The sequence below is a fragment of the Pseudomonas paraeruginosa genome (assembly GCF_003025345.2).
GTDB lineage: Bacteria > Pseudomonadota > Gammaproteobacteria > Pseudomonadales > Pseudomonadaceae > Pseudomonas > Pseudomonas paraeruginosa.
The window spans coordinates 1,302,318-1,317,453 of the sequence record NZ_CP020560.1 but is presented as its reverse complement, the minus strand read 5'-3'; the positions used below and the strand labels follow the sequence as shown (position 1 = coordinate 1,317,453).

The following is a 15,136-nucleotide window of genomic DNA, read 5'->3' as shown; positions in this document are numbered from 1 at the left end:
TCCATCCAGGGAGAGGGGGGGTATCCGCACATTTCCACGGCCATGGCGCCATCCGGAAAGAGCCGCTGCACCGGCGCGCTCCTGCGGCCTGACGGCCCGAAGCGAAACGCGCCTCTCGAACGAGACGGCGCTAGCGCGACGAATACAGCAACACGTGATCCCGCTCGCGGAAGGTTGCCAGCACGTCTTCCTCCATCCGCCCGACCAGCACCTGCAATTCGCGGCGAATGGTCTGCACGGCATCCTCGAGATAGCTTTCGTCGTTCAACTGCACCTTGGCGATGACCCGCTGCAACAGGGTTTCTCCCTGTGGGTCGACCAATGTCACCACCCGCCCGCCATCGGGCCGGGGCTGGCTGAGGGTGAAGGGATGGGGAGCGAAGGCATCGGCCAGTCGTTGCTTCAGGCTGTCCAAGTCGGGTCTCCTGTTTCGACGATAAGACTCGTCAGAGACCGAAAAAACGCGAATTGGGTTCGTCCAACCAGGAATTTACCGGACTAACGGCAGAATTCGGCAAAAGGCCATGAACCAGCACATAAGGGAAATGCCGGCGAAAAGTGCCAACCATCCCGCCTGCGCGCAACGCCCTCACCCACCTGAAATGGCAATATCGGGCTCGCCCGCCAGGTAGTGACAACGAGCCTTCCCACCAGCGCATCGAGCAGCGAGGACCTCATGTCGGCCATCGCTCCCCTGCGCGGCGCCTGGCGCGCCTTCCTCCTCGCGTCGGCATTCGCCGCCGTCCTTAGAGAAGGCATGAAAAAGCCCGCCATCAAGGCGGGCTTCTTCCTTTCACGACAGACTCAGAGCGGCTTGCCGCGATTGCCGTGCTGGCTGACGAAAGCCTGTACCTTGGCCAGCTCGTTCGGCAATACGGTGCAGCGCTCCTCGCGCTCGAACAGATCGGCGAGGTGCGCCGGCAGCGCCGGCGCCTGGCCGATACCGGCCTTCTCCACCGCCTCGGGGAACTTGACCGGGTGCGCGGTGCCCAGGATCACCATCGGCACGCCCAGGCTGCGCCGGCATTCGCGGGCGGCGCGCACGCCGATGGCGGTGTGCGGGTCGAGCAGCTCGCCACAGGAGCGGTAAACCTCGGCGATGGTCTCGCAGGTCTGCTCGTCGCTGACCGCCAGGGAATCGAACAGCTTGCGCGCCTCGGTCCAGCGCTCGTCCTCCACCGACAGCCTGCCGCTGGCCTTGAAGGCGTCCAGCAGCTCGGCGACGGCCTTGCCGTTGCGGCCGTGCAGGTCGAACAGCAGGCGTTCGAAGTTGGAGGAGACCATGATGTCCATCGACGGCGACAGCGACGGGTGCAGGGTGTCCTTGTCGTAGCGGTTGCCGCTCATGAAGCGGTGCAGGATGTCGTTGCGGTTGGTCGCGACGATCAGTTGGCTGACCGGCAGACCCATGTTGCGCGCCAGGTAGCCGGCGAAGATGTCGCCGAAGTTGCCGGTCGGCACCGAGAACGCCACCGAGCGGTGCGGCGCGCCGAGCTGCAGCGCGGCGTGGAAGTAGTAGACGATCTGGGCCATGATCCGCGCCCAGTTGATCGAGTTCACCGCCACCAGGCGGGTACCCTTGAGGAAGCCCTGGTCGGCGAAGCTGGCCTTGACCATCTCCTGGCAGTCGTCGAAGTTGCCTTCGATGGCGATGTTGTGGATGTTGTCGCCGAGGATGGTGGTCATCTGCCGGCGCTGCACCTCGGACACGCGGTTGTACGGGTGCATGATGAAGATGTCGACGTTGTCGCAGCGACGGCAGCCTTCGATGGCCGCGGAGCCGGTATCGCCGGAAGTGGCGCCCATGATCACCACGCGCTCGCCGCGCTTGGCCAGCACATGGTCGAGCAGGCGGCCGAGCAGTTGCAGGGCGAAGTCCTTGAACGCCAGGGTCGGGCCATGGAACAGCTCGAGCACCCACTCGTTGCCGTTCAGCTGGCGCAGCGGCGCCACCGCGTCATGAGCGAAGACGCCGTAGGTTTCCTCGAGGATCTTCTTGAAATCGGCGTCGGCGATGCTACCGGCGACGAACGGGCGCATCACCCGGAAGGCCAGTTCGTGGTACGGCAGGCCGGCCCAGGAAGCGATCTCCTCGAGGGTGAAGCGCGGCAGGTTTTCCGGGACGTAGAGACCGCCGTCGCTGGCCAGGCCGGCGAGGAGGACGTCTTCGAAGTTCAGGGCGGGCGCTTGGCCGCGGGTACTGATGTAACGCATGTTCAAAACCTTCGCTGTGGTCGCGGGACCGCGAACGGCGCCCGCGCTCGATCAATTCAGTTGTTCGACACGGATGCGCACCACCGGCCCGGACACGCCTTCCAGCGCTTCCAGGGCGGCGATGGCATCGTTGATGCGTTGTTCGATGACCCGGTGGGTAACCAGGATCATCGGCACCAGGCCGTCCTGTTCCTCGGCCTCCTTCTGCATGATCGATTCGATGTTGATGCCGCGCTCGGACAGGATGGTGGCCACCTGGGCCAGTACGCCCGGATGGTCCTTGGCCTGGATGCGCAGGTAGTAGGCGCTTTCGCAGGCCTCGATCGGCAGGATCGGGTGATCGGACAGCGCGTCCGGCTGGAACGCCAGGTGCGGCACGCGGTTCTCCGGATCGGAAGTCATGGCGCGGACCACGTCGACCAGGTCGGCGACCACCGACGAGGCAGTCGGCTCCATGCCGGCGCCGGCGCCGTAATAGAGGGTGGAACCGACGGCGTCGCCGTTGACCATCACCGCGTTCATCACGCCGTTGACGTTGGCGATCAGGCGGTCCGAGGGAATCAGGGTCGGGTGCACGCGCAGCTCGAAGCCGCTCTCGGTGCGGCGCGCCACGCCCAGGTGCTTGATGCGGTAGCCGAGGGCGTCGGCGTAGTTGACGTCGGCGCTGGTCAGCTTCGAGATGCCTTCGGTGTAGGCCTTGTCGAACTGCAGCGGGATGCCGAAGGCGATCGAGGCGAGGATGGTCAGCTTGTGCGCGGCGTCGATGCCTTCCACGTCGAAGGTCGGGTCGGCCTCGGCGTAGCCCAGGGCCTGGGCCTCGGCGAGGACGTCGGCGAAGGTCCGGCCCTTCTCGCGCATCTCGCTGAGGATGAAGTTGCCGGTGCCATTGATGATTCCGGCCAGCCAGTTGATACGGTTGGCCGAGAGGCCCTCGCGGATCGCCTTGATCACCGGGATGCCGCCGGCGACCGCGGCCTCGAAGGCGACGATCACGCCCTTCTCGCGGGCCTTGGCGAAGATCTCGTTGCCATGCACGGCGATCAGCGCCTTGTTCGCGGTGACCACGTGCTTGCCGTTCTCGATGGCCTTGAGCACCAGCTCATGGGCCAGGGTGTAGCCGCCGATCAGCTCGACGACCACATCGATCTCGGGATTGCAGGCCACCTCGAAGATATCGGCGGTGATGGGGGTCGCGCCGGTGTCGCACTTCGGGTTCGGCCGGCGGGCGGCGATCTGCGCAACCTCGATGCCGCGCCCGGCACGGCGGGCAATCTCCTCGGCGTTGCGTTTGAGCACATTGAAGGTACCGCCACCGACGGTCCCCAACCCACAGATGCCTACTTTGACCGGATTCACGCTGGAACTCCCCATCTCACCTACGACGGCCGGACGCGCCGGCCTGCTATGGTTCCCCGATCGAATCGAGGTTTGACGCGACCACTGTAAGGGCCACGAAGCATCCTGGCGATGGATTCCGCCGCCGAGGGCGGCCGGGATCGCCAATGATGAAAACAAAAGAGCCGCACATTACGAAGCGGCTCTTTATTAGTCAATTGTTCGGCAGGCCCGGCGCTACTTGGCCTCCAGCGCCAGCTTGGCCAACTGCTTGGCCGGCTGGTAGCCGGGGAGCAACTGGCCGTTGGCCAGGACGATCGCCGGCGTACCCTGCACCCCGACCATCTGACCCATCTGGAACTGCTTGTCCACCGGGTTCTTGCACTCGGAGGACTTGACCTCCTTGCCGTTCATCATGGCGTCCATCGCCTTGGTCGGCTCCTTCGCACACCAGACCGCCTGCAATTGCTTGTCGCCGGCCGATTGCGGGCCCTGCCGCGGGAACGCCATGTAGCGCACCTCGATGCCCTGTTCGGTCAGGTCCGGCACTTCGGCGTGCAGCTTCTGGCAGTACGGGCAGGTGGTGTCGGTGAACACGGTGATGTGCGCCTTGGCCTGGCCCTTGGCCGGATAGACCACCATCTCGCTGGCGGGTACGCCGTTGATCGCCTTGGCGATCGCCTGGCTCTCGGCCTTCTCGGTCAGGTTGACCGGCTTGCCGTCCTTCACCTGGTACAGGTAGCCCTGCATGACGAACTGGCCGTCGGCGCTGGCATAGAGCACCCGGCCGCCTTCCAGCTGCACCTGGTAGAGCCCCGGCAGCGGACTGCTGGCGATGGAATCGATGGGCAGATCCGGCTGCAGGGCCTGCAGGGTCTTGCGGATGTTCTGATCGGCATTGTCTGCCAGGGCCAGGGTACTGATCAGGCCGAGGGCGGCAGCAGCCAGAAAACGGGTCACGCGCATGTGTCACTCCTGTCGTGCGGTCGGCGAAGCCTACCATAGACCGCCGGCCCGACGGGTCCGACGCTTGTCGCAGAACGCTACGAAAGCGCCTCTTTTCGGATAGGTCCGGACTTTTCGGACAAAGCGTCAGCCGCGCGGATGATGGCGGGCGTGCAGGTCCTGCAAGCGGGCCCGGGCGATATGGGTGTAGATCTGGGTGGTCGACAGGTCGCTGTGGCCGAGCAGCATCTGCACCACCCGCAGGTCGGCGCCATGGTTGAGCAGGTGGGTGGCGAAGGCATGGCGCAGGGTGTGCGGCGAGATCGACTTGCCGATCGCCGCCACCTGCGCATGGCGCTTGATGCGATGCCAGAAGGTCTGGCGGGTCATCTGCTCGCCACGCAGGCTGGGGAACAGCACATCGCTGGGGCGTCCGCCGAGCAGGTCGGCGCGCGCCTCGCGCAGGTAGCGTTCGAGCCAGCCGATGGCTTCCTCGCCGAGCGGCACCAGGCGCTCCTTGCTGCCCTTGCCGAAGACCTTGACCACGCCCTGGCGCAGGTTGACCTGCTCGAGGGTCAGGCCGACCAATTCGCTGACCCGCAGCCCGCAGGCATACAGCACCTCGAGCATGGTGCGGTCGCGCAGGCCGAGTGGATCGTCGACTTCCGGCGCGGCCAGCAGGGCTTCGACGTCCGCTTCCGACAGTGACTTGGGCAGCGGTTTGCCCAACTGCGGCAGGTCCACCTGCAAGGTGGGATCCTCGGCGATCAGGCCGTCGCGCAGGCAATAGCGGTAGAAACCGCGCAGGCCGGAAAGGAAGCGCGCCGTCGAGCGGGCCTTGTAGCCCTGCTCCAGGCGCCAGGCCAGATGGTCGAGGATGGCGTCGCGGCCCACCCCTTCCAGGCGCAGACCGCGGCCGTCGAGCCAGGCATTGAACTGCTCGAGGTCGTTGCGATAAGCCTCGCGGGTGTTGTCGGCGAGGCCTTTTTCCAGCCACAGGGCGTCGAGGAAACGGTCGATCAGGGGATGTTCGAGGGTACTCATGGATGAAGGCTGCGAACCAAATGAAAGCGCGGCTAGTCTTTCATAGCCTGGGCGCTATCGCGAGCGTTGGCCGTCATCGCCACGTAATGGTTAGTCAGGCCGGTCGACAGGAGGTCGGCCGGCTTCCCGTGCCCGCGGGAAAAAGCGGAGCCATGTGGCTCGATGGTTCGCCCCGGCTCAGGACGAGCGGGGCGACGCTGACAAGGAATCCTCGATGGACCAGAACGCTATCCTGCTCGCCCTGGGCGGCATCGGTGCCGCCGCCCTGCTCAGTCAATGGCTGGCCTGGCGCCTGCGCCTGCCAGCCATTCTTTTCCTGCTGCTGTCCGGGATCGTCGCCGGCCCCCTGCTCGGCTGGCTCGACCCGGACGAGATGTTCGGCCCCCTGCTGTTCCCGCTGGTATCCCTGGCGGTGGCGCTGATCCTCTTCGAGGGCAGCCTGACCCTGCATTTCAGCGAATGGAAGGAAATCGGCACCGTGGTGCACCGGATGGTGACCATCGGCGCGCTCTCGACCTGGGGCGTGATCGCCCTGGCCGCCCACTACCTGCTCGACTTCAGCTGGGAAATGGCCCTGCTGTTCGGCACCCTGACCCTGGTCACCGGGCCCACGGTGATAGTCCCGATGCTGCGGGTGGTCCGGCCCAAGGCCGCGGTGGCGAACATCCTGCGCTGGGAAGGCATCGTCATCGATCCCATCGGCGCCCTGCTGGCGGTCGTGGTGTACAGCTTCATCATCTCCAGCGGCGAAGGCGACGGCTGGCTGCACAGCCTGCAGACCTTCGGCGGGGTGATCCTCTGCGGCAGCCTGTTCGGCATCCTCGGTGGCTGGGCGCTGGGCGTCGTCCTGCGTCGCCACTGGCTGCCGGACTATCTGCACAACCTGGCGACGCTGGCCGCGGTGCTGGGCGTGTTCATCGCCTCGAACCGGGTGATGCACGAATCCGGGCTGCTCGCCGTGACCCTGATGGGCATGGGCCTGGCCAACATGAAGGGCGTCGACGTACGGCAGATCCTGCACTTCAAGGAAAACCTCAGCGTCCTGCTGATTTCCGGCCTGTTCATCCTCCTCGCCGCGCGCCTGGACATCAATGCCCTGCTCGGCCTGGGCCCGGCGGCGCTGCTGGTGCTGCTGCTGATCCAGTTCGTCGCCCGTCCGCTGAACGTGGCGCTGTCGACCTGGGGCTCGCCGCTGAGCTGGCGCGAACGCGCCCTGCTCAGCTGGATCGCCCCGCGCGGGATCGTCGCCGCGGCGGTCTCGGCGATCTTCGCCATCCGCCTGGGCGCCGAAGGCCATGCCCAGGCGGCGCTGCTGGTGCCGCTGACCTTCCTGGTGATCATCGGCACGGTGGTCCTGCAAAGCGCCACCGCGCGCCCCCTGGCCCGCCTGCTGAAGGTCGCCGAGCCCTCGCCCAGCGGCTACCTGATCGTCGGCGCCAATCCGGTCGGGCGCGCCATCGGCAAGGCCCTGAAGAGCCTCGGCAGCCGCGTGCTGCTGACTGATTCGAGCTGGGAAAACATCCGCGCCGCGCGGATGGACAACCTGCCCACCTATTTCGGCAATCCCACCTCGCAGCATGCCGAAGCCCACCTCGACCTGGTCGGTATCGGCCACCTGCTGGGCGTGTCCCCGGCCGGCGAGCTGAACACCCTGGCGGCGATGCGTTTCCGCCACGAGTTCGGCCACCGCCAGTTGTTCGGCCTGCCGACCAGCCAGGAAGCCAAGCGCACCGACAAGCACCGCTCCAGCGACGAGCACCGTGGCCGCCCGCTTGGCCAGCGGCCGCTGACCTACGCGCAGTTCGCCAGCCTGCTGTCGCGCGGCGCGGAAATGCGTACCACCCTGCTGACCGACAATTTCGGCTGGAACGAGTACCAGGCGCTGCACGGCGAGTCGGCGGTCCTGCTGTTCGCCCGCGACCCGAACGGCCGGATGCACGTCGCCACCCCGCAGACCACGCTCACGCCCGGCACAGGCTGGACGCTGCTCTCGCTGATCGAGGCGGAACCGTCAGTCAGCAAGTCGCAGGCCACGGAAATCGCCGACTAGACTTCAACGAGTCGACGAAAGAGGGCCGTCACCCTATCCAAGGTTGGGTGACAAACGAAGCACACGAAGAGGATGATTGCATCTAGCCATCATCCTCTTTTTTCATCAGGCCACCACCATGTCCAATCAACAACATTCCCGTCTGGGCCAGATCCTGATCAACAAGGGGCTGATCAGCGCCGCCCAACTGGACGCCGCGATCCAGGCGCAGTTGACCAACCGCAAGCGCCTGGGCGAAACCCTGATCGAACAGGGCCTGCTGAGCGAACGGCAACTGAGGAAGGCACTGAAGAAGCAGACCAGCCTGCGCCTTGCCGCGACCCTGGTCGCCGCCCTGCTCAGCCCGTTCCAGATGGCCAGCGCCGACATCCAGCGTATGCAGCCGCCAGCGGCCATGGGCCGCCAGGAACTGCCGAAGAGCCTGCGTCCGCTGACCGACGTCGAGATGAGCAACGTCAACGCCCAAGGCCTCAATGAAAGCCTCGAGGGCCTGTTTCTGAAGGCCGAGGGCGGCGACGGCCTGGCCGCGGTGAAGCAACTGGCGAAGCTGGTGATGCCGGTGCTCGACAGCCTGGAAGCGGAAACCTCGATGAGCGACGTGCGCTACGACACCGGCAAGACGCAGAGCACGCTCAACCCCGACGGCTCGGTCAACCTGCGCCTGCCAAGCAGTATCGGCGAGGTGCGTTTCGACAACATCCGCATCGCCGGCGCGCCGCGCGAGCAGACCTTCGGCAGCGTGAGCCTGCAGCAGATCGATCTGTCCCAGGCCTCCCTGAAGATCAGCCTGCGGCCCTGAATCCAACGCCCGAGGGTGGTCGTCCAGGACCATGAAAAAAGGCACCCGAAGGTGCCTTTTCGTTGCCTGGCTCAAGCCGCCTGGCTGGCCGGGAATCCCGGCAGGACCGGAACCGGACGTTTTTCATCGTCGATGGCGACAAAGCTGAACAGGCCGTGTATGGCCTTCTCGCGGCCGTCGGCGTACATGCTTTCCAGGTACACCTCGACCTCCACCTTGAGGCTGGTGTTGCCGACCTTGACCACCCGGCCGACCAGTTCGACGATCGAGCCCGCCGGAATCGGATGGTTGAAGTCGATGCGATCGGTGGAAACGGTCACCAGCGGCAGGCGGCAGAAACGCGTGGCGGTGATGAACGAGACCTCGTCCATCCAGGCCAGCGCGGTACCGCCGAACAGGGTGTTGTGGTGGTTGGTGGTGGGCGGGAATACCGCCTTGGTCACACGGGTTTCGGAAAGCTCGGTGCGACGCAGGATTTCTTGCTCTCTGGGGGTCATGCCACGAATACCGGATGGAGTGGCTGCCCGGGTGCCGCGGATGTTGTACTGGTTATGCGCTGCCGTGGGCAGTAGGAAGCGCCGCCGGAAAGGCGAACGCCAGGCATGAAAAAAGCAGCCCTCGGGCTGCTTTTCTCGGAGAAGAACCGGATTAGACCAGTTTTTCCTTGATGCGCGCGGCCTTGCCGGACAGGGCGCGGAGGTAGTACAGCTTGGCCTTGCGCACGTCGCCGCGACGCTTGACGCTCAGGCTGTCGACGATCGGGCTGTAGGTCTGGAAGGTACGCTCTACGCCTACGCCGTTGGAGATCTTGCGCACGGTGAAGGCGCTGTTCAGGCCACGGTTGCGCTTGGCGATGACGACGCCTTCGAAGGCCTGCAGACGCTGACGGTCGCCTTCCTTCACCTTGACCTGGACGATCACGGTGTCGCCGGGGGCGAACGCCGGGATCTCTTTGTTCATCTGTTCAGCTTCGATCTGCTGAATGATCTTGTTGGTCATGCTGTGCTCCTAAGACCGGCAATCGGCCAGCCATCGATACGTTAACTATCGTCCCGCTGACGGATATATTCCGCCAGCAGCTTCTGCTCTTCTCCAGAAAGCGAGCGGCTATCCAGAAGATCGGCGCGTCGTTCCCAGGTCCGCCCAAGGGCCTGCTGCAAACGCCAACGCCGGATGTGTTCATGGTTGCCACTGAGCAACACTTCAGGAACACGTTTGTCCGCGTACACCTCGGGTCGGGTGTAGTGCGGGCAGTCGAGCAGGCCATCCGTGAAGGAGTCCTCCTCGGCGGAATCTGCATGACCCAATGCACCGGGCAGCAACCGCGTCACTGCATCGACCAGCACCATGGCCGGCAATTCACCGCCGGACAGGACATAATCGCCGATCGACCATTCTTCATCGACGTGCTCTTCGATGAAGCGCTCGTCGATGCCTTCGTAGCGCCCGGCGATGAGGATCAACGCTTCCTCTTCGGCCAGTTCGCGTACGCCCGCCTGCGTCAGCTGGCGGCCTTGCGGCGAAAGGTAGATCACCTTCGCCTTCCTGCCCCCGGCGGCTTGCCTGGCATCCGCCAGCGCGCCCTCCAGAGGCTTGATCTTCATCACCATGCCCGGGCCACCGCCGAAGGGCCGGTCGTCCACCGTCTGGTGGCGGTCCTCGGTGTAGTCCCGTGGATTCCAGCAGGTCAGCGTGAGCAACCCCTGCTTTACCGCACGGCTGGTGATGCCATAGTCACTGATCGCGCGGAACATCTCCGGAAAGATGCTGACGACGCCCACCCACAAACGCTTGTCCATGGATGATCAGAAGTCCGCGTCCCAGTCCACCCGCATCTCGCCAGCGGCCAGGTCGATCGACAGCACGCACTGCCCGGTATAGGGCAACAGGCGCTCGCGGTCGTCCAGGCTGCCCGCGCAGGGCTTGACCACCATGACATCGTTGGCACCGGTTTCCAGCAGATGGTCGATCACGCCGAGCAACTGCCCGCCCTGGTCGATCACCTTCAGGCCTTCCAGCTGGTGCCAGTAGTACTCACCTTCCTCGAGAGAGGGCAACTCGCTACGCGGGATGCAGATCTCGTAACCGGTGAAGGTGCGGGCCTCTTCGCGATCGTCGAGCCCCTTGAGCTTGGCGGCCAGGACCTTGCCATGCAGGCGCCCCCTGACCAGCTCGGCCTGCCGGGTCTCGCCGTCGCGCCGGAGCGTCCAGCGGCGATAGTCCAGCAGGTTGTCCAACGGGTCGGTAAAGGAATACACCTTCACCTCACCGCGGATGCCGTACACCGAAACGATCTTGCCGATCACGACCAGGTCGTCGGCGGGTGTCGGCATTTCACTCATGACGGCTTAGGCGTTGGCCTTGGCAGCGTCCTTGAGCAGCTGAGCGACGCGCTCAGACGGCTGTGCACCCTGGCCGAGCCAGTAGGTGGCACGCTCCTGGTCGACGGACAGACGCACTTCGCCACCAGTCGCAACCGGGTTGAAGAAACCGATGCGCTCGACGAAGCGACCATCGCGCGCATTGCGGCTGTTGGTCACGGTCAGGTGGTAGAAGGGGCGCTTTTTGGAGCCGCCACGAGCAAGACGGATGGTTACCATGTGAACTTCGTTCCTGTAGTCGGTGCTTGCAAAATGAATGCACGCTGGGCCCACGGCCCGAAAGGCCGCATATTCTAAGGATTATCGGGGAATTTGCAAATCTCTTTTTCGGCCACCCATCGGCCGGCGCGGAGAGCGCGAGAAGCGCGCGGTCCGCCCGCCGGCCGACGGAGCGGAACCGCCGGCGTGGCCAGCGGCCGCGCGTCCGATCAAAGCTTGGGCATGCCCCCCGGGAACATGCTGCCCATGCCTCGCATCATCCTGGCCATGCCGCCCTTGGCGGTGACCTTCTTCATCATCTTCTGCATCTGCTTATGCTGCTTGATCAGCCGGCCGACGTCCTGCACCTGGGTACCGGAGCCAAGGGCGATGCGGCGCTTGCGCGAGCCGCTGATCATTTCCGGATCGCGCCGTTCGCCGGGCGTCATCGAGTTGATGATCGCCTCCATCTGCTTGAACTGCTTCTCCGCCGCGCCCTGGGCATTGCCCATCTGCGCCAGGTTGACCCCGCCGAGCATCGGCAGCTTGTCCATGAGCCCGCCGAGGCCGCCCATGTTCTTCATCTGTTGCAACTGGTCGCGGAAGTCCTCCAGGTCGAAGCCCTTGCCCTTCTTGATCTTCTTCGCCAGCTTCTCGGCCTTGTCGCGGTCGAGGTTCTGCTCGGCCTGCTCGATCAGGCTGAGCACATCGCCCATGCCGAGGATCCGCGAGGCCACGCGGTCGGGATGGAACGGATCGAGCGCTTCGCTCTTCTCGCCCATTCCGAGGAACTTGATCGGTTTGCCGGTGATGGCCCGCACCGACAGCGCGGCACCACCACGCGCGTCGCCGTCGACCTTGGTCAGGACCACGCCGGTCAGCGGCAAGGCGTCATTGAAGGCCTTGGCGGTGTTGGCGGCGTCCTGGCCGGTCATGGCGTCGACCACGAACAGGGTCTCCACCGGCTTGATCGCCGCGTGCACCTGCCTGATCTCGTCCATCATGTCGGCGTCGATGTGCAGGCGGCCTGCGGTATCGACGATCACCACGTCGATGAACTTCAGCCTGGCCTCGCGGATCGCCGCCTCGGCGATGGCCACCGGCTTCTGGCTGACATCGGAAGGAAAGAAGGTCACGCCGACCTCGCCCGCCAGGGTTTCCAGCTGCTTGATCGCGGCGGGACGGTAGACGTCGGCGGAAACCACCATCACCGACTTCTTCTTCCGTTCCTTAAGGAAGCGCGCCAGCTTGCCCGCGGTGGTGGTCTTGCCCGCACCCTGCAGGCCGGCCATCAGGATCACCGCCGGCGGCGCGACGCTCAGCGCCAGGTCCTCGTTGGCCGCGCCCATCAGCTCCTCGAGCTCGGCGCGGACGATCTTCACGAACGCCTGTCCCGGGGTCAGGCTCTTCGAGACCTCGGTACCGACGGCGCGCTCCTTGACCTTGTTGACGAAGTCCTTGACCACCGGCAGGGCCACGTCGGCCTCGAGCAGGGCCATGCGCACTTCGCGCAGAGTGTCCTTGATGTTGTCCTCGGTCAGCTTGGCCTTGCCGGTGACATGGCGAAGCGTCTGCGAGAGGCGGTCTGTAAGGTTTTCGAACATGCGCGATCCTTCCACGGGGGTTGCGGCAAGCGGCGGATTATAACCAAGAGCGCGTCGCGGGACACGCGATGAAAGACGGAGTGTGTGTCCGGCGACGACCGGGGGCCAGCCTCAAGTCCTTGATTTGCCGACGCGTTCCGTCTTTGCCGGGACGACTGCCCGGCCAGGAGGTCGCGGCGCCCGCGGCAGGCGGTCCGCCAACCCGGCCACAGGCACGAGAGAACTGTTCGCAACGGCTTTCTCGCGACGCTCGTTCTATGCCAAACTCCCTCCCTTTCGGGCCCGCGATTACAAGGACTTATGCATCCCCTGCTGCCCAGCCTCATCGCTGCTGTTCTCTACCTCGGCACCACCGCCTACCACGGCGCCTGCCTGGCCAGGCGCACCACGCCGGGCAAACCCCTGCTGCTCGGGTTCGGCATCCTCGCGCTGGCCGCCCACGCCTTCAGCCTCTACCAGCAATTGCTGACCCCGGCCGGACTGGTGCTGGACTTCTTCAACGCCGCCAGCCTGATCGCCGCCGCGGTGATCCTCCTGACCCTGCTGGCGACCCTGCGGATACCGGTGGAGAACCTGCTCCTTCTTTTATTCCCGCTGGGCGCCCTCACCACCCTGCTGGCGGTATTCATCCCCCACGGCACCGTCGAGCCGATCAACGAGCAGCCGGGCATCCTCGCCCATATCCTGCTGTCGATCCTGGCCTATGGCCTGCTCACCATCGCGGTGTTCCAGGCGCTGTTGCTGCTGCTCCAGGACTATCGCCTCAAGCACAAGCACCCGTCCGGGCTGATCCGCAACTTCCCACCGCTGCAGACCATGGAAAGCCTGCTGTTCGGCTTTCTCTGGGGTGGCTGGTCGCTGCTCTCGCTGTCCCTGCTGTCCGGCTGGCTGTTCGTCGACAACCTGTTCGCCCAGCATCTGGCGCACAAGACCATCCTCTCCTGCTTCGCCTGGGTGGTGTTCGCCGTGCTCCTGTGGGGCCGCCACCAGCTCGGCTGGCGCGGCCACAAGGCGATCCGCTGGACCCTGGCCGGTTTCTGCCTGTTGATGTTGGCGTATTTCGGCAGCAAGCTGGTGCGGGAATTCATCCTGCACATCTGATGGGCCTCCTTCATGGATGAGCTGCACCCCGGGTACCTGGTCGGCCTGCTGGTTCTCCTGGTCGCCTGCTCGGCGTTCTTCTCCTGCGTCGAGACCGCCCTGCTCAACCTCGACCGTTACCGCCTGCGCCTGCAGGCCAAGCAAGGGCTGCGCGGGGCCCGGCGCAGCAGTTGGCTGCTGCTGCACGACGACCGCCTGCGCGGCACCCTGCTGATCGGCCGCACCCTGGTCAATGTCAGCGCCGCCGCCCTGGCCAGCTGGGCCGCGGTGCGCCACTGGGGCGTCATCGGCCTGGCCGTCGCGATCCCCGGCCTGACCCTGCTCCTGCTGCTGTTCGGCGCGCTGCTGCCGCGTCGCTACGGTGCCCTGCGCGCCGAGCGCGTGGCGCTGCCGGCGAGCCTGCCGCTGCTCCTGCTGCAACGCCTGTGCTGGCCGCTGCTGTGGCTGCTGACCGTCCTCAGCAACGCCCTGCTGCGCCTGCTCGGCGTCGCCGCGGCGGAGCGGGACGAGGGCCGCAGTCGCGACGAGGAAGCCCTGCGCCCCGCCGATAACCCGCAGGCGACCGAGGTCAGCCGCCAGGACATGCTACTCGGCCTGCTGGACCTGGAACGGGTCACGGTCAACGACCTGATGATCCCGCGCAACGAAGTCGAAGGCATCGACCTCGACGACCCGCTCGAGGACATCGTCGAGCAGTTGCGCACCACCAGCCACACGCGCCTGCCGGTGTACCGCGACGACGTCAACCAGATCGAAGGCATCGTCCACATGCGGCAGATCGCGCGCCTGCTGACCCAGGGCCGGCTGACCAAGGACAACCTCCGCCAGGCTTGCGTCGAGCCGTACTTCGTGCCGGAAAGCACGCCGCTGTCGACCCAACTGGTGAACTTCCAGAAGGAAAAGCGCCGCATCGGCGTGGTGGTGGACGAATACGGCGAGGTGATCGGCATCGTCACCCTGGAGGACATCCTCGAAGAGATCGTCGGCGACTTCAACGACCTCGACAGCCTCGACAACCCGGACATCCAGGCCCAGGAAGACGGCAGCTTCGTCATCGACGGCAGCGCCAACCTGCGCGAGCTGAACAAGTCGCTCGGCTGGCAATTGCCCTGCGACGGGCCGAAGACCCTCAACGGCCTGGTCACCGAGGCACTGGAGCAGATTCCCGACTGCGCGGTGTGCCTGCGTATCGGCCCCTACTGCCTGGAGATCCAGCAGTCGGCGGAAAACCGCGTGAAGAGCGTGCGCGCCTGGCATCCCCGCGCCCTGGCCCCACTGCTGGAGAGCGACACCGGGGCCTGATCCGGGATTGCCGAACCCGCCCCGCGGCGCTCTATAATCGACCCAGCTTATCCAGCCCTGCCGCCGGCTCCGCCGCTACCCGCAGCCCGAGCCCCGGCCAGTCACCCGCCAGTCCCGCCTGCCCGTCCGGCCCACCGCCGACGGTCCAGCCGGCGCACGGCGC

Annotated in this window: 15 protein-coding genes; 4 read left to right on the top strand and 11 right to left on the bottom strand. The window is 65.6% G+C overall.

Going from position 1 to position 15,136, the window contains the following annotated elements:
* Positions 1-130 precede the first annotated feature (130 nt).
* The 5 genes from B7D75_RS06415 to xerD all read right to left on the bottom strand — a co-directional run bounded on the left by B7D75_RS06415 (position 131) and on the right by xerD (position 5,538).
* Positions 131-415, bottom strand: a complete 285-nt coding sequence (locus B7D75_RS06415; protein ID WP_003092618.1) for a DUF3509 domain-containing protein — start codon at positions 413-415, stop codon at positions 131-133.
* 389 nt (positions 416-804) lie between these two features.
* Entirely contained in the window at positions 805-2,214 is a 1,410-nt protein-coding gene (gene thrC / locus B7D75_RS06410; RefSeq protein ID WP_003153970.1) for a threonine synthase, read from the bottom strand.
* Positions 2,215-2,265: 51 nt separating this feature from the next.
* Positions 2,266-3,570 (bottom strand): homoserine dehydrogenase, encoded by a 1,305-nt coding sequence (locus B7D75_RS06405; RefSeq protein WP_003153969.1) that lies wholly within the window; start codon positions 3,568-3,570, stop codon positions 2,266-2,268.
* Positions 3,571-3,786: 216 nt separating this feature from the next.
* A complete protein-coding gene (gene dsbC, locus B7D75_RS06400) occupies positions 3,787-4,515 on the bottom strand; it encodes a bifunctional protein-disulfide isomerase/oxidoreductase DsbC (protein WP_012074615.1) in 729 nt (242 codons plus the stop codon).
* A 126-nt stretch (positions 4,516-4,641) separates the two neighbouring features.
* Entirely contained in the window at positions 4,642-5,538 is an 897-nt protein-coding gene (gene xerD, locus B7D75_RS06395; RefSeq protein WP_034081124.1) for a site-specific tyrosine recombinase XerD, read from the bottom strand.
* 214 nt (positions 5,539-5,752) lie between these two features.
* Between xerD and B7D75_RS06390 the strand changes: the two genes are divergently transcribed.
* Complete coding sequence (locus B7D75_RS06390) at positions 5,753-7,588, top strand: cation:proton antiporter (RefSeq protein WP_012074613.1); 1,836 nt, start codon at positions 5,753-5,755, stop codon at positions 7,586-7,588.
* Between the two features lie 118 nt (positions 7,589-7,706).
* Positions 7,707-8,387, top strand: a complete 681-nt coding sequence (locus B7D75_RS06385; protein WP_003153965.1) for a hypothetical protein — start codon at positions 7,707-7,709, stop codon at positions 8,385-8,387.
* Between the two features lie 71 nt (positions 8,388-8,458).
* Here the strand turns inward: B7D75_RS06385 and B7D75_RS06380 are convergent, their stop codons facing one another.
* From B7D75_RS06380 to ffh, 6 genes are all read right to left on the bottom strand, one after another.
* Positions 8,459-8,884 carry an acyl-CoA thioesterase gene (locus B7D75_RS06380; protein WP_003092635.1) on the bottom strand — a complete coding sequence of 142 codons (426 nt, stop codon included), beginning with the start codon at positions 8,882-8,884 and terminating at the stop codon, positions 8,459-8,461.
* Positions 8,885-9,035: 151 nt separating this feature from the next.
* Positions 9,036-9,386, bottom strand: a complete 351-nt coding sequence (gene rplS, locus B7D75_RS06375; protein ID WP_003092637.1) for a 50S ribosomal protein L19 — start codon at positions 9,384-9,386, stop codon at positions 9,036-9,038.
* Positions 9,387-9,427: 41 nt separating this feature from the next.
* Positions 9,428-10,186: a tRNA (guanosine(37)-N1)-methyltransferase TrmD gene (trmD, locus tag B7D75_RS06370; RefSeq protein ID WP_003119312.1), complete on the bottom strand. Its 759-nt coding sequence runs from the start codon at positions 10,184-10,186 to the stop codon at positions 9,428-9,430.
* 6 nt (positions 10,187-10,192) lie between these two features.
* Complete coding sequence (gene rimM, locus B7D75_RS06365) at positions 10,193-10,720, bottom strand: ribosome maturation factor RimM (RefSeq protein WP_003153963.1); 528 nt, start codon at positions 10,718-10,720, stop codon at positions 10,193-10,195.
* Positions 10,721-10,735: 15 nt separating this feature from the next.
* Positions 10,736-10,987 carry a 30S ribosomal protein S16 gene (gene rpsP, locus B7D75_RS06360; protein WP_003092643.1) on the bottom strand — a complete coding sequence of 84 codons (252 nt, stop codon included), beginning with the start codon at positions 10,985-10,987 and terminating at the stop codon, positions 10,736-10,738.
* Between the two features lie 209 nt (positions 10,988-11,196).
* A complete protein-coding gene (gene ffh, locus B7D75_RS06355) occupies positions 11,197-12,570 on the bottom strand; it encodes a signal recognition particle protein (protein WP_034081128.1) in 1,374 nt (457 codons plus the stop codon).
* 300 nt (positions 12,571-12,870) lie between these two features.
* Here ffh and B7D75_RS06350 point away from each other — a divergent pair, with 300 nt between their 5' ends.
* On the top strand, positions 12,871-13,671 hold the full coding sequence (locus B7D75_RS06350; protein WP_012074610.1) for a cytochrome C assembly family protein: 801 nt from the start codon (positions 12,871-12,873) through the stop codon (positions 13,669-13,671).
* 12 nt (positions 13,672-13,683) lie between these two features.
* Positions 13,684-14,973 carry an HlyC/CorC family transporter gene (locus tag B7D75_RS06345; protein WP_053813477.1) on the top strand — a complete coding sequence of 430 codons (1,290 nt, stop codon included), beginning with the start codon at positions 13,684-13,686 and terminating at the stop codon, positions 14,971-14,973.
* Positions 14,974-15,136: the final 163 nt, after the last annotated feature.